At 67.5% G+C, this 21,375-nt stretch carries 16 protein-coding genes and 1 tRNA gene; 10 read left to right on the plus strand and 7 right to left on the minus strand.

Features of this window, described 5'->3' with window-relative positions:
* Together ONA70_RS17975 and ONA70_RS17980 are read right to left on the minus strand one after the other, a co-directional pair.
* The coding region (locus ONA70_RS17975) for a hypothetical protein (protein WP_265007600.1) at positions 1–547 on the minus strand (547 nt) is incomplete at its 3' end.
* Between the two features lie 2,045 nt (positions 548–2,592).
* Complete coding sequence (locus ONA70_RS17980) at positions 2,593–3,453, minus strand: NAD(P)H-binding protein (RefSeq protein ID WP_265007601.1); 861 nt, start codon at positions 3,451–3,453, stop codon at positions 2,593–2,595.
* A gap of 76 nt (positions 3,454–3,529) precedes the next feature.
* Here ONA70_RS17980 and ONA70_RS17985 point away from each other — a divergent pair, with 76 nt between their 5' ends.
* Together ONA70_RS17985 and ONA70_RS17990 are read left to right on the plus strand one after the other, a co-directional pair.
* On the plus strand, positions 3,530–4,135 hold the full coding sequence (locus ONA70_RS17985) for a TetR/AcrR family transcriptional regulator (RefSeq protein ID WP_265007602.1): 606 nt from the start codon (positions 3,530–3,532) through the stop codon (positions 4,133–4,135).
* A 179-nt stretch (positions 4,136–4,314) separates the two neighbouring features.
* Positions 4,315–4,821, plus strand: a complete 507-nt coding sequence (locus tag ONA70_RS17990) for a hypothetical protein (RefSeq protein WP_265007603.1) — start codon at positions 4,315–4,317, stop codon at positions 4,819–4,821.
* A 48-nt stretch (positions 4,822–4,869) separates the two neighbouring features.
* Here ONA70_RS17990 and ONA70_RS17995 read toward each other — a convergent pair whose 3' ends face one another.
* Positions 4,870–5,334 carry a DUF7710 domain-containing protein gene (locus tag ONA70_RS17995; protein ID WP_265007604.1) on the minus strand — a complete coding sequence of 155 codons (465 nt, stop codon included), beginning with the start codon at positions 5,332–5,334 and terminating at the stop codon, positions 4,870–4,872.
* A 163-nt stretch (positions 5,335–5,497) separates the two neighbouring features.
* On the opposite strand from ONA70_RS17995, the gene ONA70_RS18000 reads away from it, so the two are divergent.
* Positions 5,498–6,253, plus strand: a complete 756-nt coding sequence (locus ONA70_RS18000; RefSeq protein ID WP_265007605.1) for a helix-turn-helix domain-containing protein — start codon at positions 5,498–5,500, stop codon at positions 6,251–6,253.
* Positions 6,254–6,699: 446 nt separating this feature from the next.
* Here ONA70_RS18000 and ONA70_RS18005 read toward each other — a convergent pair whose 3' ends face one another.
* Both ONA70_RS18005 and ONA70_RS18010 read right to left on the minus strand, forming a co-directional pair.
* On the minus strand, positions 6,700–6,828 hold the full coding sequence (locus ONA70_RS18005; RefSeq protein WP_265007606.1) for a hypothetical protein: 129 nt from the start codon (positions 6,826–6,828) through the stop codon (positions 6,700–6,702).
* A 132-nt stretch (positions 6,829–6,960) separates the two neighbouring features.
* Positions 6,961–7,125, minus strand: coding sequence for a hypothetical protein (locus ONA70_RS18010; RefSeq protein WP_265007607.1), 165 nt, complete (start codon positions 7,123–7,125; stop codon positions 6,961–6,963).
* Between the two features lie 100 nt (positions 7,126–7,225).
* On the opposite strand from ONA70_RS18010, the gene ONA70_RS18015 reads away from it, so the two are divergent.
* The 5 genes from ONA70_RS18015 (at position 7,226) to ONA70_RS18035 (ending at position 18,074) form a co-directional block, all read left to right on the plus strand.
* The gene (locus ONA70_RS18015) at positions 7,226–15,919 is read left to right on the plus strand and encodes a DNRLRE domain-containing protein (protein WP_265007608.1); all 8,694 of its coding nucleotides are present in this window, start codon (positions 7,226–7,228) and stop codon (positions 15,917–15,919) included.
* Positions 15,920–16,103: 184 nt separating this feature from the next.
* A complete protein-coding gene (locus tag ONA70_RS18020; protein ID WP_265007609.1) occupies positions 16,104–16,346 on the plus strand; it encodes a hypothetical protein in 243 nt (80 codons plus the stop codon).
* 231 nt (positions 16,347–16,577) lie between these two features.
* On the plus strand, positions 16,578–17,297 hold the full coding sequence (locus ONA70_RS18025) for an IS6 family transposase (RefSeq protein WP_265007610.1): 720 nt from the start codon (positions 16,578–16,580) through the stop codon (positions 17,295–17,297).
* A gap of 176 nt (positions 17,298–17,473) precedes the next feature.
* A tRNA-Arg gene (locus ONA70_RS18030) sits at positions 17,474–17,549 on the plus strand.
* Between the two features lie 171 nt (positions 17,550–17,720).
* Positions 17,721–18,074 carry a DoxX family protein gene (locus ONA70_RS18035; RefSeq protein WP_265007611.1) on the plus strand — a complete coding sequence of 118 codons (354 nt, stop codon included), beginning with the start codon at positions 17,721–17,723 and terminating at the stop codon, positions 18,072–18,074.
* A 74-nt stretch (positions 18,075–18,148) separates the two neighbouring features.
* Here ONA70_RS18035 and ONA70_RS18040 read toward each other — a convergent pair whose 3' ends face one another.
* Both ONA70_RS18040 and ONA70_RS18045 read right to left on the minus strand, forming a co-directional pair.
* Positions 18,149–18,889 carry a class I SAM-dependent DNA methyltransferase gene (locus ONA70_RS18040; protein WP_265007612.1) on the minus strand — a complete coding sequence of 247 codons (741 nt, stop codon included), beginning with the start codon at positions 18,887–18,889 and terminating at the stop codon, positions 18,149–18,151.
* 82 nt (positions 18,890–18,971) lie between these two features.
* Positions 18,972–19,928, minus strand: a complete 957-nt coding sequence (locus ONA70_RS18045) for a helix-turn-helix transcriptional regulator (protein WP_265007613.1) — start codon at positions 19,926–19,928, stop codon at positions 18,972–18,974.
* An 82-nt stretch (positions 19,929–20,010) separates the two neighbouring features.
* Between ONA70_RS18045 and ONA70_RS18050 the strand changes: the two genes are divergently transcribed.
* Together ONA70_RS18050 and ONA70_RS18055 are read left to right on the plus strand one after the other, a co-directional pair.
* Positions 20,011–20,688, plus strand: coding sequence for a VOC family protein (locus tag ONA70_RS18050; protein ID WP_265007614.1), 678 nt, complete (start codon positions 20,011–20,013; stop codon positions 20,686–20,688).
* Positions 20,688–21,281, plus strand: a complete 594-nt coding sequence (locus ONA70_RS18055) for a GNAT family N-acetyltransferase (RefSeq protein ID WP_265007615.1) — start codon at positions 20,688–20,690, stop codon at positions 21,279–21,281. Before ONA70_RS18050 ends, ONA70_RS18055 begins: the two co-directional genes overlap by 1 nt.
* The last annotated feature ends 94 nt before the right edge of the window (positions 21,282–21,375 follow it).

Consider the following 21,375-nt stretch of genomic DNA (forward strand, 5'->3'; position numbering starts at 1 on the left):
GACCGTCGACCGGAATGGCGTCGCGGTAGGTGTAGCCGTGCTGCCGGAACAGGTCGCGGTCGGCGTCGGTGAGGGCCTGCGTGTAGGTGGGCAGGCTGAGGGTGTCCATCCACTGCTGCGCTCCGGCGAGGACGGCCGCGGCGCGGCCCGATTCGGCCGGACCGGGCGCGGCGAGCAGCGCCAGGTGGTTGTGCGGCTCGGTGGGCTGCCGCGCGGCGAGGGCCCGGCCGAGCTGGAGGAACCGGTCCTGGTGTGCGCCGGACGCATCGGGGAGCCGGTCCGTGTAGCGGGCTGGGGGTGGGATGGGCCGGTAGCGGTGGAACCAGACGGTCGCGGCCGTGCCGTCGGGTAGCAGGAACGCGTCGCCGAAGAGCAGCGCGTGTTCGATCCAGATCCGGGCCACGGCGGCGAGAACGGTGGGCCGGTGCTGCTCGTCGGGGACGAGCCAGGCGCCGACGGTGGTGGGGGAGAGGGCTTCGGCGGCGAGATCGGCGATCCGGGCGATGTCGCACCACCGGGCCCGGACGACGGGCATGGTCACGTTCATGAGTAACTCCTGGTCACCATCGTGATCGAGGAAAGTCGGGGGAAGGATGCCGGTCGTCGCGGGACCGCCGCGGGCCGGCGTGGGCCACCAGGGGCCGTCAGGTATGCAGGTGCGCAGAGGCCGCCGGTGTCACGCGGGCGGCACGCAAACGGCCCGCCGGTCAGGCGGGCCGGGTGCCCGGTCGGGTCGAGCGGGACGGAAGCGCGACGCCACCGCTCGGGTGGCAGCGGCGCCCGGCCAGGCTGGGCGGCGTCCACACCGAGCCGGTGGCGTCAGCAGGGCCTCCCTGGACGGAGCCGGACGAGGCGGATCCACTGGCGCCGGGAGCGGGCGTGGCTGGCGCGGAATCCGCATCAGGCAGAGGCGGGTACCGCCCATCCGACCCAGCGAGGCGCGGCAGGGACGACAACTGTGTCGTGGTGTGCCAGCCCGTCGGAATGCTGGTGGAGGCGGGGCGCGCAACGGTTCCGCCTGGTTCGCCAACCAGTCCCGTGTTCGGTTCGGTGCAGCAGCCAGGGCCGGCCTGCGGCCCCGCTGGCGGGGGTGGCGGGGTGGCCGGCGGGCCGGTGGGCGGGTCCAGGGGGTCCGTCACCGGGTCGAGGGTGTCGAGCACGGGGTCCAGCGGCTCGAGCACCGGCTCCAGCCCTCGCCAGACGGGAGACAGGACCGGGGCGAGCGGCTGGATCACCGGACCGAGAACGTCAGCTACCGGGGCGACTACGCTGGCCCGGACCGGGTCGGTGACCGGGCGCAGCGCGTCGGCCACCGGGGTGAGCACCCCGGACCCGACCGGATCCGTGACCGGACGGAGAACCTCACCCACCGGTGCCAGCAACTCGCCGCCACCCGGTCGGGTAGCCGGTCGGCCCGACCCAGCGGCGGGATTCGGCGTGTCGACCTGGGCGGGGCGGGCCGCCGCTGGGGTGACCTGGTTCGCCGACGGGGCCGCAGGCTGGGCTGGCGGACGGCCCGGCGCTGGACGAGTGCCGGCTCCGCTCGACGGGGTGCCCGGGGTCGCCTCGCCGGTAGGCACGCCTGGGGCAGGCGGCGGTGCTGTCGGGTCGAGGATCGGGCGGAGGAGGCCGGTGAGCAGGTCGACGGCGGAATCCACCGGCGCGGCCGGCGGACGGTCGGCGGCGTAGGCGACCCCGGTGGTGGCGGCTTCGTGGACGCCCCACGCCACGACGACGCCGCCGAGCAGGAGCCCGAGGCGCAGCGAGACCCGCGTCCACCGCCCGCCCCGTCGAGTCATCCCGCACTCCTCCGACCCTCGGCCATCGCCGACGATCAACGTCCGCACTCTACCGAACGAAGCCAGTCGATCACAGTCTGGCAAGGGGTGGAGTTTGGGCGTCGCGTCCTGGTCAGACGGGCTTCGGCCGCTGTCCAACACCGAGCCAGGGGCGCGAGCACCTAACGGCGCGTTGTCGATCTGGCCACGGCGTCGTCGCAGCGATCGGATCGTTGCCACGGAGGCAGCCATTGCTCACGCCAGGTCGCCGAAGTAGCCCTCCTTCTCGCCAAGCAGCAGCGGCACGTTGTACACCGACAGGTCCGGCCGAGCGCCTGGCGGTGCGCGGTATTCGTTACCTGCTGTATTCGCCAGCCCAACATGCGGGGCTCTGGCATGCTCTCCTGAAGCCGGCGGCTGCTCATGACGCCTGGCTACCGGACCGCTCGGTCAGCGGCTAGATGCGGATGCCATGATCCGCGCATCCCTCATTGGCATCCGCTCAGCACGAATCTTGATACGTGAACGTCGCGGGTACCTGCCCGAGTGCGGTGGTCGACAACTCTCGCTGTCCGCCGGTGACGGTTACGGCTGTCAGCTCGTAACCGGGTCGCTGGTGAGCCGCGCGGCTCGGTGGCGCAGAACCGCGATTCCCGGTGGTGCACGGATTCGTTGATGATGAAGGCGTGCACTCCACCGGGGCGCGATGCTGCTTTAGGCGAGCGGAACGACTGCCAGGTGCGGCGAGCCGCCGGGCCGCGGTGTGATCAGCGTGGCGAAGTGGTGCTGACCCGATGCGGTGCGGGTGCTGGTCCTATCGGAAGGCTGCGATATGACGCTGGGCCCAGTCGGCGAAGGTGCGGGGTGCTCGGCCGAGGATCTGTTCGACGTCGGGACTGATGCGCTGTTCGGCGGGGGTGGGCTCGCCGATGATGGCCAGGGTGGTCTCGACCACGGGTTCGGGCATGAACTGGAGCATCTGCGCGCGGGCCTCCTCGCGGGTCTGCTCGATGAACTGGATCGGTTGGCCGAGCGCGTCGCTGATCGCCTCGACTCGTTGCCGGGGTGAGGTGAGGGCTGGCCCGGTCAATTCGTAGATTTGCCCGGCGTGGCCGTCCTGGAGCAGGGTCACGGCGGCGACCTCGGCAATGTCGTCCGGGTCGATGAATGGCAGGCCGACGTCGCCGAATGGTGCGGCAACGGCCCGCTGGGCGCGGATCGACTCGGCCCAGGCGTAGGCGTTGGAGTCGAAGCCACCGGGCCGCAGGATCGTCCAGTCCGTGCCCGAGCGCCGGACGGCGTCTTCGATTGCTCCTCCCGTACTCCCATGGGAGGAGGATTCTGGCCGCGTAGCGACCCCTTGGGAGGACAGCATCACGATCCGTTTGAGTCCGCTGGTCTTGGCGTCATCAAGGATGTCACTGACGACGTCGCTCGGGTTGCCGGCAGCCGACACGAAGTCGCCGGAGATTAGCAGGAACATCGCTTCGGCACCGTCGAGTGCGGGGCGCAGGGTTGCCGGCTTGGTCAGGTCGGCGCTGATTGCCCGGGCTCCGGGCGGCACATCGGACTCGGTGATATTGCGTGACACAGCCGTTACCTGTGCGTTCGCCTCGGTCAGTAGCCGCACCAGCGTTCGTCCGACGTTCCCGGTCGCTCCCGTTACTACGATCATCTGGTCCTTCTTAGTTAGTTGGATGACTTAATTCAACGTAGCACAGCCGAGTGATCGCGTGGGTATAGTTAGTGAGGTGCCTAACTCAACGAAGCCCCGAGCTCGGGGAGCCGACAAGCGGCGGCGACTAATGGCCGCCGCCGCTCAGGTCCTGCATCGGCAGGGCGTGGAGCGCACCACCATCGCCGACATCGCCGACGCCGCCGACGTCCCGGTCGGGAACGTGTACTACTACTTCAAGACCAAGGATGAGCTGGTTCAGGCGGCCCTTGCCGAGCATGCCGGGCACCTTGCCGAACTCACCGGTGAACTCGACAGGCTTCCCGACCCGCTCGAACGCCTCAAGGCCCTGGTCGCCATGTGGGTCGGCCAACGCGACATCGCGGCCCGCTACGGCTGCCCCACCGGCACCCTCGCCGTCGAGCTCGACAAACGCACCGAGGGTGGCATCGACGCAGAGGCCGGCAAGGTCATCCGGCTGCTGCTGGACTGGGTCGAACACCAATTCCACGAGCTGGGCCTACCCAATCCCGGCGACCTCGCGATCACTCTCGTCGGCGCCTACCAAGGCATGTCACTGCTGGCCAACGCCCTGCGCGAACCAGAGATCATGACTCGTGAGGGAGCCCGCCTCACCCAATGGCTCAACACCCTGCCCGCCACCAGTGCCCGAAGTTCATGAGCCTGCTCCTCATCGGTCCCTTCCCGGATGCTCGGTCATCGGCTAGATCCGGGAGCTGAGCGGAACTCGTCGTGACGTTCCGTAGCGCGCTGATCGCGGCTATGACAGTGCATTCAATCTTGGGTGACGGCTGACGTTGGCGAGCAATGAGGTGAGCCGAGGTCACTACCGTGGCGTGCATGGAACCGCCAACTCGAGCACTGCCCATGTCGGATCTGCAGGCCCTGTTCGGCGTGTTGGTGACCGTCCACGGTCACCTCATGGCCGACGAGCTCCCGCCGGACCTGGTGCGCCGTCTGCTCAGCCGCCTCACCGACCACGGACCGTTGCCTGACGGCGCCTCGGCCGGCGAAATGAATGCCTTGCTGGCCGATCTGTGCCAACGCATGCATTGGGCGATGTCGGAAGAGTACGGCGACTATCCTGAGCCGTCGCCGCGGCGAACCACCTACTACCTTGACCTCCCAAACGAGCCCGAAACCCTGGCCGCATGCATCGCGAGCTTGACCGACCTCGGCGGCCAGACCAGCGAGCAATCGTTCGAGCGACCTGTCCCTCCGAGTCGGCGACACATCGCCGCAGCATTCCCCGACCTGCCGCCCGACCCGGCCCATCATGCCCGGGTGGCGCAGCTGACAGCCCTCGCACGCCGATACGGAGGCCGCTACGCAGGCTTCGGCGCCTGACCTGCACCACCCGGCAGCGCACCAACGGCGGCTATGAGCGGTTGCCTGTTAATCCCGACGGCCGTCGGTCAGGTGGATATGACGTAACCCCGACCCAAAGGCGGCGACGTGGTCCGCGGTGCCGTGGTGCGTTTTTGATGGCGTGAAGCGGCCTTCGCTGACTGCGACGTTGTAGGCGCCCCCGTTTGCATATTCCGCCAGGATTCCGGTCACTTGGTGCTCGGCCGCCCAGGCGAGTCCGGTGTCCAGGGTGTCAAACACGCCGGAGGCGTATCGGGCACGGTCACCGTGGAAGATCCAGACGGTTGACCTGATCGGGCTCCGCTGATCACCGGTTGGCCTGCGGTGCAAGCCACGCCGCTTCCACTCCGCGACGAGCGGAGACACGGCCGCAACAACCTCCTTGACGTCGCCGATGACCACCACAGCCACGTTCACGTATCGCCTGAATTCCTGGCCCGCCTGCTCAACCCTGTCGACGGTTCGGCGCTTGTTCGAGTCCTGGCGGCTCATCGGGCACTTTCCTCTCTTGTGCGGGGTGGCTACGTCGGACTCACGGATCGAGCGACGCCTCGTGTTACGGTTTTCGAGCTTCTCCGTGTTGCCGGTGAAAAGGTATCACCAACACAGTTCACAAGGAAGGCGTGTTGTCGTGAAATCAGGATCGGGTTCGGCGGTGGCGTTCGGCCGCGTGCTGCAGGCCGTGCGCAAGCACCTGTCGAAGAACCAGGCCGATGTCGCCGCCTCCTTCGACCCCAAGCTCTCCGTGGCCGCCGTCTCCATGGCCGAGAGCGGCAACCGCCCACCCAAGACCGAGGCGATCGTCCGGGGCTACGCCGCCGCCTTGGAACTCGACGAGGATGCGCTGCTCGATCTCTGGTGGGCGATGCAGGGGATGGTCGCACTGGAGAGCGAGGCCGAGGAGCGCGTGGTCAAGCAGTGGTGGCGCGAGCTGGAGCCGGGTTCGGACACCTCAGACGACCTTCGCCGCGCCGAAACCGCCGCCAAGACGAAGTGGACTCCGAACGACGACTATTACGCGCCTTCGGCGGCCCTGTTCGCCCTCGCCGACGCGATCTGCGGGATCCTGGCGCGCATGCTGGGTGATTCATGGAAGGTTAGCTATAAAGCCGAGATCGGCCTCCGTGAGCCTTCCGACGGCTACCCCGCAGTGGTCAACATCGAGCTGCGGGCACAGGTTTCGGACGAGTCTCTGGAGATGATGGCCACCTTCGCGTGCCCTGAGCCCGTGACACGGCCCTTCCCGGCCGAACTGATGAGGGCAAAGCCTCAGGGAGGCTCCTCCCCCGACGTCGGATGGATCCTCAACGCGCTGATGGCGATGCCCGCCCGCGAACGAGCGGCCGTCGCCGGGTTCATCCACGGTCTGCGAGAGGGTTTCAGCCTCTACGGAGCCGGCGAAGACAAGTAACGGCGCCACCGACCACGAATCAAGGCCGTGGCTCAGCGGTCGGCGTGGGCCACCGAGTCCGAAACCTGGCCCGCATTATGCGCACGCCGTCGGCCAGCAGCCCGCAGGCGAGGGAGAGCACCGCCACGCTGACGCCGGTCCGCCAGACGGGGTCCTCGGCGGGTAGCCACGATGAGCACTGCGGCGCCAGCAGCGAGCCGCAGCAGCGAACTTCCCACGTGTTCTCCCCAGGCGAGACGCGGCGAACCCCTCCGCACCCGACGCTAAAGGCAAGGTGAGCACCTCGGATTGCGGAGGCCAAGGCGAGCTCAGTACAGAGATCCGAGTGGTGGAACGCACTCTCATCGACAAAAGCGGATGCAGGCGGCTCGGGCTCAGGCGAATGTTTGAGGCGTGCTGCAGCGGATCCGGCAGCACGCGCGGCTCATCAGCAGACCCAGGGACACTCACCCCAGGTCGCCGAAGTAGCCCTCCTCCTCGCCGAGCAGCAGCGGTACGTCGTACACCGACATGTCCGGCCGGAAGCCTGGCGGTGCGCGGTATTGGTTACCTGCTGTATTGGTCAGCTCCAACATCAGGGCGCTGGCCTGCCGCTCCTGGGGCTGGCCGCTGCTCGTGACGTCTGGCTGGCGGACCGCTCGGTCAGCGGCCAGTTGAGTGCACTGGCCGGTTCCTTGTGTCCCTCTCTGAACGAGAACCACTGCGGGTCATGGGTTGCCTTTCGTCCCGGCCGCAGGTTCGTGGATCGTCGGCGTGTGGCGGTGTTGCCTGGTTTCACGGGGGCTCTGGCTCGGCATGGCCGGTGGTGAGTGGTCGGCGCGTAGGGCCATAGCGAAGGTGATCGCGCCGAGGGCGGCCAGGGTGGCGATCACGGCGAAGACTGTGTGTAGCCCGCTGAGTTGCAACGCCGGCCCGGCGGCGGTGTATCCGACGAATGCGGCCAAGTGTCTCTCATGAGGCGGAGGGTAACGGGTGAGGCAGAGACTGCGAAGGCCACTGGTGGTGGCCCTGGTACTGGCCATGGTGGCCACGCTTGGCGGGCTGGAAACGCTCCGCCGCTATGAGTCCGACCAGAGTGTTACTGCCACCGCTGGCGAGGATGAGGGCTTCCTGGATCGGCTCGGCCGGGCCGCGCGGAACCTGGTCAACGGCGGGCCGGGGCGGGCGCGGCCGGAACGGGTCATCGCCGGGCTGCGGCTGGACCAGAAGCCGAAGCCGGGAGTGGTGAAGAAGCCGGCCAAGCGGGTCAAGGAGTTGACCGGCCGCCGCACGGCCACCACCCAGGTGTTCCAGATGTCCGACGGGCGGCTGCAAGCGGAGGTGTCCGCCGCCCCCCGCTTCTACCAGGACGCCAAGGGCGCCTGGCAGCCGATCGACACGACCATCTCGGCCGCTAAGGCCGGTGGCTTCGCCGCGGCGAACACCAGCAACACATTCACCAGCCGGTTTGGCGGCACGACCGGCAATCTGGCGCGGTTCGAGTTGGACGGCCAGCAGGTGACCCTCGGCCTGGCCGGCGCGCCGCGGCTGGTCACCCCGACGTGGAAGGGTGACACGGTCACCTACGCCGGCATCCTCGACGGTGTCGACCTGTCGTACGAGGTGACGGCGACCGCGTTGAAGGAGCGGATGGTGCTGCGCAGCGCCGCCGCGGCGTCGACGTTCACGTTCAGCATGGATGCGGGCACGTTGAAGGTGGCCCAGCGTGAGGACGGGTCGATCGAGTTCCGGTCTCCGCGGGACAACCGGGTGTTGTTGGTGATGCCGGCGCCTTTCATGTTCGACGCCAAGGCTGAGGCGTCCTCGCCGTACGGGTACGCGTACAGCACGAAGGTCACGCAGGCGCTGCGGGCCGATGGTGGCCGGTGGGCGATCGACGTGACCGCGGACAAGGGTTGGCTGTCGGATTCGAAGCGGGTGTGGCCGGTGACGGTCGACCCGACCATCAAGATCCAGCCGACGAAGGACGCGGCCAAGGACGCGATGGTGATGCGGGACGCGCCGCGGGAGCCGTACGGCTCGACGTGGAACCTGTCGGTGGGCACCACCAGCGGTGGGGCGGCGCGGAGCCTGGTCAAGTTCGACCTGACGTCGATCCCGGCCAACACCACGATCGACTCGGCCACGCTGCAGATGTACTACGACCAGACCCACACCACCAACGCCTACGACGTGCCCATCGAGGTCCGGGAGGTCACCAAGGACTGGAATGAGGACACGGTCAACTGGGACTTCATCAACACCAGCATGGGTGACGGTGCCGCCACGGTGGTGCAGGTCGACGACGTCGAGACCGACAAGATCGCGATGAAGGGGGCGTGGCCGGTTTCGACGAGCACCATCGTCAAGGACGGCATCAACGGCACCTACCGCTACAACAAGGACACCGTCGCCGGTGACACGTTCACCTGGACGCCGACCCTGCCCGAGGACGGCACGTACACCGTCGAGGAGCACCACGTCCCCTACTCGGACCGGTCACAGGCGGCGGAGTTCACCGTCACCTACGACGGCGGCTCGAAGATGACGCCGATCAACCAGCAGCAGCCGGCCAACCACGACTGGGCCACCCTGGGCACCTACCCGTTCAAGGCCGGCACGGCCGGCAAGGTGGTCCTCGGCGACGCCACCGTCACGAGCAACGTGGCGGTCATCGCCGACGCGGTGCGCTTCACCAAGGCCGGTGGCGTCAAGAAGAAGGACGAGGCCAACGTCTGGAACTCCTTCCCGGCCACCAACCTCGTGCAGAAGTGGGTCAACGGCGCCGACAACTTCGGGTTCATGCTCAAGGCCGTGGACGAGGAGCGGCTCGCCCACGGCGGCCCGCGCTACGAGGCGGCCGAGGACGCGTTCAACGGAGAGACGGAGAACGCCCCGAAGCTGATCATCAACTACGGCAACCCGGGCGTGGTCGTAGAGACGCCACGGACCCTCTACCCAACGGGCGCCGCGCTGCGCTGGTCGCAGTACCAGGGCTCGGACCTCGCCGAGTACCAGGTGCACCGCTCGAGCAGCCCGAACTTCACCCCGACCGCGGCTACCCTGGTCGCCCCGGTCAAGGGCGCCACGTCGTTCACCGACACCACCGCCACGCCCACCCCGGCGAACTCCACCGACCCGTACGGGCAGGTCTATTACTACCAGGCCGCGGTCAAGACCACCGGCGGCCAGGTGGTTCCCTCCGCCGCAGTGGTGGCCAAGTTGCCGAAGTCGGGGCAGGTGCTGGCGACCATCCAGGCCAGCGCCGACGCGACCGTCTCCTCGAAGCAGAACACCACCAACCTGAACACCCTCGGCGGCAAGCCGCTGCTCAACGTCGGCAACAGCTCCGTCGACTACACCTACGCCCGCGCGTTGCTGCGCTTCGACACCTCGTCGATCCCGTCGAACGCCCGGGTGCTGTCCAGCTCGCTGAACCTCTGGTCCTCCGGCACCATCGTGAGCGCTCAGATGTCGAACTACAACGTGCACGCCCTGACCAGACCGTTCGACCCGGCGACCGTGACCTGGCAGAAGGCCACCGCCACCACCAACTGGACCACCGCCGGCGGTGACTACAACACCGCCGTCGCGGGTTCCCTAGGCAACTTCGGCCAGGACGACCCGCCCAAGTGGCGGCGCTGGACCCTCGACTCGACGGTCCAGAACTGGATCAACGGCACCGTCACCAACAACGGCCTGCTGGTCAAGCACACCGACGAGCCCGGCCGGCTCAAGCAGAACACCGACTTCATCGCCAGCGAGGGCACCGACGCGCTACGCCCGCAACTGCAGGTCGTCTACACCGTGCCCGACGCCGTGCAGACCTACCACGCGCCGACCACCCCCACGGTGATGACGTCGGACGGCACCTACAGCATCCCGGTCACCCTCGCCAACCCGACCGATACGCCCTGGCTCAAGAGCGACTGGGCCCTGTCGTACACCTGGACCCTGCCCAACGGGGACCCCGTCCCCACCGCAGGGGCTTCCCTGCGCACGGCACTGCCCGTCGACCTGGCACCGATCGGCTCTGCGAGCGGCGTCAGCAGCGTGGACGTCACCGCCCAGGTGAAGGCGCCGGCACCCAGCACCGACGGCAACCGGCGCAACAACTACACCCTCAAGTGGGAACTGAGCAAGGCCGACGGCACCAAACTCACCGACATCGGCCCACTCACCCAGGACATCGCGGTCGAAGAACCCACCTCCGACCAACTCGGCCTAGAAAAGTACTACGCGTACGCCGGAATTTCGACCGGGGCGGGAAGCAGCCTCAGCAACAACCTGTACGCCGGCAACACCGTCTGGTCGTACAACGCGCTGTCCAATCCTTCCCGTGGCAGCCTGTCCACCTTCGTGCGTCTCGCCTACAACTCCCTAGACACCTCGAACAGCGTCGCGGGACACGGCTGGTCGCTGCAGGCCACGGCTGTCCAGCGACTGGGTAGCCCGCTGGACTTCCACCCGAACCTCAACCCGACCACGGTCACGCTGACCGACGGGGACGGCACCAGCCACCGGTTCACCTGGGATCCGGCGACCTCGGAGTGGAAGAGCCCCAAGGGCGTTCACCTCTACCTGCAGAAGGTCACCAGCCTCGACTGCAAGCCCAACACGCAGGAGCGGCGGGCCTGGCGGCTCATCCGGCCGGACCGTACCCAGTTCTACTACGACTGCGAGGGCTTCCCGACCAGTGTGGTGGACAACAACGACAACGAGTTGGTGTTCACGTACGAGGAGCGGCGGTCCAACAACAAGCCGACCAAGTTCCTCCGGTACCTCACCGACCCGGCCGGCCGGCAGACCCTGACCCTCGACTACTACGTCAAGGGCCAGGACTACGACTACATCGACGACACTGACTGGACGCGGAAGTCCGCGACCAACCTGACCAACCCGAAGATCATCGACCATGTCTCGCGGATCACCGACATCTCGGGACGCAAGCTCACCTTCACCTACACGGACAAGGGTCTGCTCGGTGAGCTGATCGACGGCGCCGGATTCAGCCAGCCGAAGGTGTTCGAGTTCGCCTACGACGCCACACAGGGGAACAAGAACGTCAAGCTGGTGAAGGTCACCGACCCGCGGGACCACACTACCGACCTGTACTACAACTACCCGCAGACGGGCGACGACCCGCAGTTCCACTGGACCACCAAGTCGTACCGGGACCGCTCGCTCAGTTCGACGCAGTTCGCGTACACGGACCCGGACGGCCCGCAGCTCAAGACGATCAACGCCACGGTCACGGACGCCGAGCTGCACGACACGACGTACCTGATGGACGGCTACGGCCGGCCCACTCAGGTCACCAACGCAAAGACCGAGATCACCAAGCTCGAGTGGGACGACGACCACAACGTCAACAAGCTCATCGAGAACAACACTGCTGCGTGGAGCTGGACCTTCGACGCCAAGACCGGCTACCCGACCGAGATCAAGGACGCTGAGGCGGTCAAGAACGGCACCAATGGCACGGTGCTCACCTACGACGGCCAGCTCAACGGTTACGTCGCCGACCTCGCCAGCAGGACCAGCCCGCAGGGACGCAAGTGGACCTTCGGACACACGGCGACGGGTGATGTGCAGTGGGTGGTCGACCCCGTGGGCAACACGACCGAGGACACGGAGGATTACAAGACCCTTTACAGCTACGACGCGTACGGCCAGCTCGCCTCCGTCACCGACGCCAACGGCCACGTCACCCTCAGCAGCGACTACGACGCCAACGGCCTCCCGAAGGCAGTCACCGACGCGCTGGAGAACGCCACCACGTTCGTCTATGACGAGCGTGGCCAGGTCACCCGGATAACGGACGCGGAGGGGAAGCGCTTCTCCCAGGAGTACGACGTATTCGGCCGGCCGCTGGCGAGCACGATGCCGGTGAACCAGGCCGAGGGCAGGTTCATCACCACGCCCGCGCCGGAGTACGACGCGAACGACAACGTGGTGAACGCCGTCGCTCCCAACGGCGCCGTCACCACCGTCAAATACGACAGCTCCGACCAGGTCGAGCACACCCTGGCGCCGGCCGACACGATCGACGGGACGCGGCCGAAGACGTCCTACGACTACGACAAGGTGGGCAACGTCCGGTTCGTCACGGAGCCGAGAGGCAACCTGACAACGGCGGATCCGGACGACTTCGTCACCGAGTACGTCTACGACAAGATCTACCAGCTCACCAGCACCATCGACGCCCTCGACGGCCGGACGAGCTTCGAGTACGACGACGTCGGCAACCTGGTCAAGGTGGTGGATCCGCGGAAGAACGCCACTGCCGACCCGGATGACTTCACAGCGAAGCAAGCGTACGACCTCAACCACCGGCCGACCGTCTCGACGGATGCCATCGGCAAGACGACGAGCCTCGGTTACGACCGGGATGGCCTCACCACCAGCCGTACCGACCAGGAGGGCAACAAGGTCCTCATCAACTACGACGAGCGGGGCCTGCAGAGCGAGGTCAAGGTTCCGCACGAGACCGTGGACGGGAACATCAACTACCGGACCACCGAGTACAAGTACGACGAGGTCGGCAACCAGACCAAGGTGGTGAGCCCCCGCGGGGTCGCCACCACCAACGATCTAGACGACTTCGCCCAGATCACGGTCTACGACAAGCTCAACCGGGTCAAGGAACAGATCCAGCCGTACGACCGGGACGACCAGTACTACAACGTGCCGGAGCCGACCGTCTACGACTACGACAAGGTCGGCAACCTCACCAAGGTGTCCCAACCCCCGGCTGGCAAGGCCCCCGGCGTGGACGGCCTGCGGGTGGATACGGTCTACAGCTACCTCGACAACGGGTGGATGGCCACGTCGACCGACCCGTTCGGCGTGCAGGCCAAGTTCGAGTACAACGAACTCGGCCGGCAGACCAAGCGCACGCTGACGGGTGCGGATGGCGCCCTGAGCCGCGTGATGACCTGGGACTATTACCCGGACGGCAAGCTGAAGTCGCACATGGACAACGGCGCGCCCTTCGGCGGTCACGCACTGATGGTGGACAACAGCGACCCCGAGGAGGCGAAGGCCTTCGGCCCGACGCCGTGGACCACCAGCACGTCGGGCTCCGGCTACTACGGTCCTGACTACGCCACTCATGCACCGGGCACTGGTGAGAACCGCTTCGAATGGACCATGCCGCCGCGGACGGAAGACGCTGAAGCGGAGGTGTTCGTCCGGTACCCCGCCGTGGAGGGCGCGGCGACGGACGCGAAGTACACGGTGACATCCGCCTACCCGGCGGATCCCGTGACGGTCACGGTGGACCAGACCCAGCGCGCCGGAGAGTGGATCAGCCTCGGCAAGTACCACGTCACGCCTGGCACTGCGCCGTACGCCGTGAAGCTTTCAGACCAGGCCAACGGCACGGTCGTAGCAGACACCGTCAAGTGGGTCATCACCAACACCATCGACCCGGACAACGAGTACCTGACGTTCGACTACAGCTACGACATCAACGGCAACCTGACCCGCATCCACGACGGGGCGCCGAGCACGAAGATCGACTACTACGAGAACACCTATGACGGTCTGAACCGGACCGCCAAGACGGAGGAGGTGCGCTCGGGAAGCGTCGCCCACACCGCGACGTACCGCTACGACGCCAACAGCAACCTGACCCGCCGAACCTACGACGCACGGATCGACACGTTTGAGCACGATCCGCGGGACTTGCTGGCGAAGGTCACCAACGCCGCATCGGCCAGCGACCTCGAGCCGGAGGTGACCAGCTACACCTACACAGCCCGGAAGCAGGTGCTACGGCAGACCAAAGCGCTGAACTACACCGTCGACTACACGTACTACTCCGACGGCCTCCTGCGGCACCAGATCGACAAGCAGGGCGGCCTGGGCACGACGGTCACCGAGCACGACGTGACCTACGACCTGAACGGCAACCGGGCCACGGACAAGTACAAGCTCATGAACGCCGACAACCACGGCGCCTACCTCAACGACGAACGCACCTACACCTACGACCCGCGTAACCGGGTCACCGAAGTGATCAAGTACGGCGGCACGGAGACGTACCAGTACGACGCCAACAGCAACATCATCTTCGAGCGGCAACAGGGCGAACTCAACAAGAGCACCAACTACAGCCACACCTACGACCGCAACCGGCTGCAGAGCACCCTCACCCGCTCGTACGACGGGATCGGTGGCTCGACCAGCGAGAGCTCGACCTACACGTACGACTCGTTCGGCCGGATGACCTCGGCAGACGGCGACAGCGCCTGGAACTGGTACGAGTATGACGGGTTCGACCGCAAGGTCCGGCGAGCGACGTATGCCAACCAGACCAGCTCGGATGTGACCGAATTCGCCTACGACCCCTTCCACAGAACGACCCAGGAGACCCGCACCAGGCGCGACGGCACCAACCCGGAGACCACGTCCACGACCGCATTCCAGTACCTCGGCGCGAGTGACCTGGTGCTGTCGGAAGACCACGACAGCGGCAAGAAGGTCACCGACTACCGGTACGGCCTGAACGGGGACCGCCTCTCCCAGGACACGACCGGCGAGTCCGCGGGCGAGTACTACTACAGCTACAACCCCCACGGGGACGTGGAGGCCATCACGATCCCGAGCGGCCAGACCGCTGCCACCTACGGCTACACGGCATACGGTCGAGACGACCTGCCGATGTTCACCGGGGCGGACAAGCCCGACCCGGAAAACCCGAGCAAGGAACCGGTCAACGCGTACCGGTTCAACGCCAAGCGGTGGGACGACGGCGGGACCTACGACATGGGGTTCCGCGACTACTCCCCGACCTTGGCCCGATTCCTGACCCCGGACGTGTACGCCAGCGGCATGGCGGACCTCAGTCTGGGCATCAGCCCGGCGACCGCCAACCGGTACGCGTTCGCCGGCGGCAACCCCATCACCAACATCGAGATCGACGGCCACTACTCCGGGGTCGACTTCCTGGAGGACCTGGTCAACGGCGTGGGCGCCACGGTCGCCTTCAGCATCGCAGGTGTCCTGTCCGGGCCGGCGATGGCGTTCGACTGCGCAGCCCAGGCCAGCGCCTGCTGGCAGGGCGTGAAAGACACCTACAACTCCGCCGTCGATAACCCGTGGGGCTACGCCAAGGGCATGTGGCACGACACCTGGGACCCAATCGAGGGCTCCTGGGAGGCGGGCGAAGAAGGCGTCGCAGTCGGTATGGGGATCGGGGTCATCGTCGGCCTGGTCTACGGCGGCAAGGGCCTCAACAAGGCACTGAAGGCCACCAAGGCCGCCAAGATCCATACTGCCGGTCGTGGTGCTCGGATGGGCGAATCGGAATCGTTCCTCTGGAATGGAGCAACGGTTCGCTACAGCGAGACGGCCACCGCTATCGGCGACGATGACCACACAATGCAAAATTTCCTGCGCTCGCGCGGCGCCGCTGGGCATGATGCCATCCTTCATGGAGACAAGGAGGGCAATTTTAGGGTGAACGGTATGATCACCCATCCCCAGCAGGTGGCGGATGCCATCCTCGAGAACCCTTCATACCGCCGCGGTGATCCCATCAACCTGGTTACCTGCCACGGCGCATGTGGTGCGGCCCAGGACCTCGGCAATATCCTTGGAGTTCCCGTAAATGCCAGTCTTCACGAGGTGGACCTTCACCCTCGTACTGGACTTCTGCGAGAATGGGAGAATGGCTACTAGTAATGTGACTGAGGTGGGCGGGGGTCGAGTGTGGCCCCTGCCCACCCTTGACCGCGGCCCTGGGTCCGCGAAACCCTTTGCCATTGACCGCCAAATGTTGGAGCCGTTGGTGGGTGGTCTGGTCGGGGAGACGAAGGACCGAGTTGCCGATTACCTGTCTTCGGGGATTACAATAGTACCTCTCATGAGCTATACCGAAGACTTAATTGATGAGCGATTCGGTGTGTCTGGCGGATCTGGCATTCTTTCGGATGGCACTTTCTATTGGCGTCGAGATGTCGCAGAGTATGTTCGCGAATATGGGATAGATGTGGGAGAAGCTGCCGTAGAGCACATGCGTAGGCTCCGATGGAGAATGCCAGATCTGCCTCCGGACCGCATTGCCGATATAGACGAATATCTGTATGGATTGGCATCAGGTAGGTGACGTGATTTACGGCGCCATGGCGGATGCGAGAGGGGGGTGGCTACTGTAGTCATCGCCCCACCGCAGCCGGAAGGTGAACGGTGAACGGTCGACACAACGTCGGTGCCCGGCGATCAAAACTGATCTTCGCGCACCCGATGGGTAACTGTCAGAACGTGCTGGCCCTGGCGCTGTTGCGTTGGGCGCGAGCAAGATCGAACACGGCTTGACCGGTATGGTCAGGCTGGACCAGTGAGGTCATCGTCTCGCGTTCGGTCCTGGTCACCGCCGAGGTCGGCGTTCGTCGGGTTCCGGTTCCCACCCGAGGTGATTGTTCTCGCGGTGCGCTGGTACCTCCGGTTCAACCTCTCCTATCGCGACGTGGAGGAACTGCTGGCCGAACGTGGGGTCGAGGTCGACCACGTCACCGTGTTCCGGTGGGTGCAGCGGTTCACCCCGCTGCTGGCCGACGCCGCCCGGTTCTGCCGTCACTCACCGGGAGACCGCTGGTTCGTCGATGAGACGTACGTGAAGGTCAACGGGGTCTGGCGGTACATGTACCGTGCCATCGACCAGCATGGCCAGGTCATCGACGTGCTCGTCTCGCCACGTCGTGACGCCGCAGCGGCGCGGCGGTTCTTCCAGCGAGCGTTGTCGACGTTGAAGGTGACGCCGAGCGAGGTCGTCACCGACGCCGCCGCGGTCTACCCCGGCGTGATCGACGAGTTGATCCCGTCTGCGTGGCATCACGTCGAGCGGTATGCGAACAATCCGATAGAGGCCGATCACAGCCAGCTCAAGCACCGACTCAGACCAATGCGCGGGTTACGCAACGACCACACCGCCCAGACCATCATCGCCGGACACGCCTTCATACAGAACCTTCGCCGCGGACACTACGAACTCGCCGTCGATGCCCCACCCGTGAACCGGGTGGCCAAGGCGTTCACCGAGTTGGCCCGGGCGATCTGAATCCGTCTCCCAACGCGGTTCACCGTGTCTGCCGATCCGGTAACGCAACGGCCCCGGTTCGTGTGCTCGGCGTGTGGTCCTGGGCTGGGAAAACGGGGGTCCGGGTGACGTGGGTGAACGTGGGCCACTCCCTGCCACCCCAGGTGAACCCCCAGGTCGCTAGACTGAGCGCTCGCGCCCTCGTAGCTCAGGGGATAGAGCAACGGTTTCCTAAACCGTGTGTCGCAGGTTCGAATCCTGCCGGGGGCACCAGGTCACACCCTTGATCAGCGATCACGATGCCGCCTTCCAGGGCTTCCATGTCTTGGCGTTCCCGATCACCTCGCCACCTTGGCCCTGCTCGCGTCCAGTTGCCGGCGTTGAAGGTGGGCGTGGCCCGTACTACGGTCACCGGCACGTTTGGATCTCCACGAAGGGCACTCCATGCGCGCTCCGATCATCGTCCTGACCATCATTCTTGTTTCGGTTCTCGTGGCCGTGGCCGTTCCGAAGCTCACCGGCCAGGTGCAGATGCGGGACCGCATGGCTCACCTCGGCCTGTCGTCCACTTCCACGCGCCTGATCGGCGTCCTGGAGGTCGCCGCCATCGTCGGTCTGCTGGTCGGCCTGGTCTGGCCGCCGCTGGGCATCGCGGCAGCGGTTGGCCTGGCCATGCAGATGATCGGGGCGGCCATCTTTCACGCCCGTGCGAAGGATCCGGTCCCCGTGGCGGTGGTACCGGTGGTGTTCGCCGTCGCCGCCGCCGCGCTCGCCGTCCTGCACGTCCTGAACGGCTGAGGTCGGTCTGACCAGCCGGCTCTGTCGACAGATCAGATCCGGCGGATCGTGGCGGGGGCACGACGTCGACCGGGTTACCGAGGCAGCCGATAGACCGACACGTGGGACCGCGACTCGGCGGTGAACTCCGCGCCGGACCAATCGGCGTGCCGGGATTCCAGCTCGAACCCGGCCAGTTGCGCCATCAGGTCCAGTTCCGCCGGCCAGATGTAGCGGTGCGGGCTGCGGAACAACCGGGCCTCGGTGCCCTCGCCGAACTCGAAGTGATGCGACACGACGTGCTGATTGAGCACGTCATAGGTGTCCAGGCCGAGGTAGCCGGGCTCGGCGTGGAAGACGGTGGCCGGCTGGCCGGGTGGGAGCTTGCGCAGCTCCGGCACCCAGAGTTCGATCACGAAACGTCCGCCGGGGACGAGGTGGCGGGCGGCGTTGCGGAAGCACTCGACCTGCTCGGCCTGGTTGTACAGGTTGGCGATGGTGTTGAAGACCAGGTAGACGAGCGTGTATGGGCCGGGAGCCACGGTGGTGGTCATGTCCCCGATGAGCACCGGGATGGTCGCCTCGTCGACCTTGGTCCGCAGCTTGGCGACCATCGGACGGGACAGCTCGATGCCGGTGACCGGTACGCCCCGCTCGGCGAGTGGCACGGCCACCCGGCCGGTCCCGATGGCGAACTCGAGCGCCCGGCCGTCGCCGGCGAGCGCGGCGAGCCGGTCCACCGTCGGCCCCAGCACCTCCGGCGCGAACATGCCGGTGCCGGGCGTGTCGTAGCGCTGGGCCGCGCCGGCGTCCCAGATTTCCTCCTGACTCAGCATGATCCCGACGATGGTCCTCGATGCGCTCGTTGTCGACCGAATTGCGGACCATCGGACCAGCCGGGGGCGGGCCGAGGACGCGTCAGGCTCCGGCGTAGCGGGCGGCGATGGCCTGCGCCTCCTCCGCCATCCGGCTCCGCATCTCCGGGGGTGCCAGCACCTCGACGGCTGAGCCGAGGCTGAGCAGCGCGGACACCGCCCAGCCGAGGTTCTCGAACGGCACGGTCAGCTCGATCTCGCCGGTGGCGGTCACCGGTACCCGGTCCTTGCCGGGCACGGGCACCAGGCGACGCAGGCGCGGCAGGGCCCGGGGCGCCACGCGCACGGTGACCTCGACCGCGGCCGCCTCGTCCTCCAGCGCCCGGCGCGCCTCGGCCCACGAGCCGGCCAGGTCGAAGCCGGACGGGCGGGCCACCGGCTCGTCGAGCGGCTCCACCGCGCGCACCCGGGAGACCCGGTACGTGCGCCGCTGCCCGTTCCGCCGGGCCACCAGATACCAGTCACCGGCGGCGAGCACCAGTCCGAGCGGGTCCACGTCGCGCGTGGTCGCCCGCCCGTCGCGGACGTAGTCGAGGCGTACCCGGCGGTCGCGCCAGACCGCGTCGGCGAGCTGGGGCAGGCAGGGCACCGGCTCGGGGGTGCCGTACCAGCGGGCCGGGTCGAGGTGGAACCGCTCGGCGGTGCGGGCGGCGCGTTCCCGTGCCGCGCCGGTGAGGCTGGCCCAGACCTTGGTCCGCGCACCCTCCAGCAGCTCGCCGAGCCCCAGCTGCTCGGCCGGGCCGGCCAGCCCGAGGAAGGCCAGCGCTCCGGCCTCGTCCAGCCCCACGCCGGTGAGCCGGGTGCGGTAGCCCCGGTCCAGGCGGTAGCCGCCAGCCGGCCCGCGCGTCGACCGCACCGGGATCCCGGCCGCGACCAGGGCTTCGACGTCTCGCTGGACGGTACGCTCGCTGACCTCCAACAGCCGGGCCAGCTCCCGCGCGCTGGCCTGGCCGCGCACTTGGAGCTGCAGCAGCAGGGTCATCATCCGTGAGGCACGCACCCCGCCATGGTCGCTCACGTATACGACAGAGGGTGTCGGGAATCGGGGGCAGACTGGGTCGCACCGGGAGAGGGGAGCGACGTTGACGGAGCGGATCACGGCCGAGCGGTTCCACGCGGCCGACGGGGTGGCGGACTGGCGGGTGCTGGGCGAGGGTGCCTGCGCCTGGTTCCGGACCGGGTCGTTCGCGGCCGGGGTACGGCTGGTCGGGGCGATCGCCGACCTGCCCGGCCTCGCCGACCACCAGCCCGACGTCGACCTGCGGCCCGACGGGGTGGCTGTACGCCTGGTCACGCTGACCGCCGACCACTACGGGTTGACCGGGCAGGATCTGGCCCTGGCCCGGGAGATCTCCGCGGTGGCGCGCGAGTTGGGCGTACCCGCCGACCCGGCGGCGGTGCAGAGCGTGCAGGTGAGCGTCGACGCCCTGGCCCTGCCCGGGGTCACGCCGTTCTGGCGGGCCCTGCTCGGGTACGGCCACCGGGCCGGCAGCCCCGAGGACCTGGTCGACCCGCACGGGCGGGGGCCGGCGTTCTGGTTCCAGCAGATGGACGCGCCGCGCCCGCAGCGCAACCGGATGCACGTCGACGTCTGGGTCCCGTACGACGTGGCCGAGGCCCGGATCGCGGCGGCGCTCGCGGCCGGCGGACGCCTGGTCGACGACGGCCACGCCCCGTCGTGGTGGGTGCTGGCCGACCCGGAGGGGAACGAGGCCTGCGTGGGCACGGTGGGCTGGCTCGACCCGGCGGGCGAGGCCTGATGCCGATCACCGTGGTCCCGGCCAACGAGGCTGGTTGGGACGACCTGCAGACCGTCTTCGGCCGGCGCGGTGAGGCCGCCCGCTGCCAGTGCCAGTGGTTCAAGGTCCGGGACCGGGAGTGGGCGTCCGTTCCGGTCGAGGCCCGGGCCGAGCGGCTGCGGGACCAGACCGACTGCGGCAATCCCGGCTCCGGAACCACCAGCGGCCTCGTCGCCTACCTGGACGGCGAACCGGTCGGGTGGTGCGCGGTCGAGCCGCGCACCGCCTACCCGCGGCTGCGGTACGCCCGGGTGCCGTGGACCGGCCGGGACGAGGACCGGACCGACCCGGATGTCTGGGCGGTGACCTGCTTCGTCACCCGGGTGGGCTACCGCCGCCAGGGCGTCAGCCGGGCGCTCGCCCGGGCCGCCGTCGACTTCGCCCGGGCCCGCGGCGCCCGCGCGCTGGAGGGCTATCCGATGATCCTTCCGCCAGGGCGGGAGGCCACCTGGGGAGAGTTGTACGTGGGCAGCCGGAGCATCTTCGCCGACGCCGGCTTCGTCGAGGTGAGCCACCCGACGCCGCGTCGGGTGGTGATGCGGATCGAATTCTGACCTCGGGTCGGCCCAGGAACGGTCGGCACCCGTTCGAGCGCGTTGTTACGCTCCGGCGAGGAGCAGTGCGCAGCGTGACGATCGGGCCTGGCGG

It is taken from the genome of Micromonospora yasonensis, assembly GCF_026013475.1.
Classification (GTDB): domain Bacteria; phylum Actinomycetota; class Actinomycetes; order Mycobacteriales; family Micromonosporaceae; genus Micromonospora; species Micromonospora yasonensis.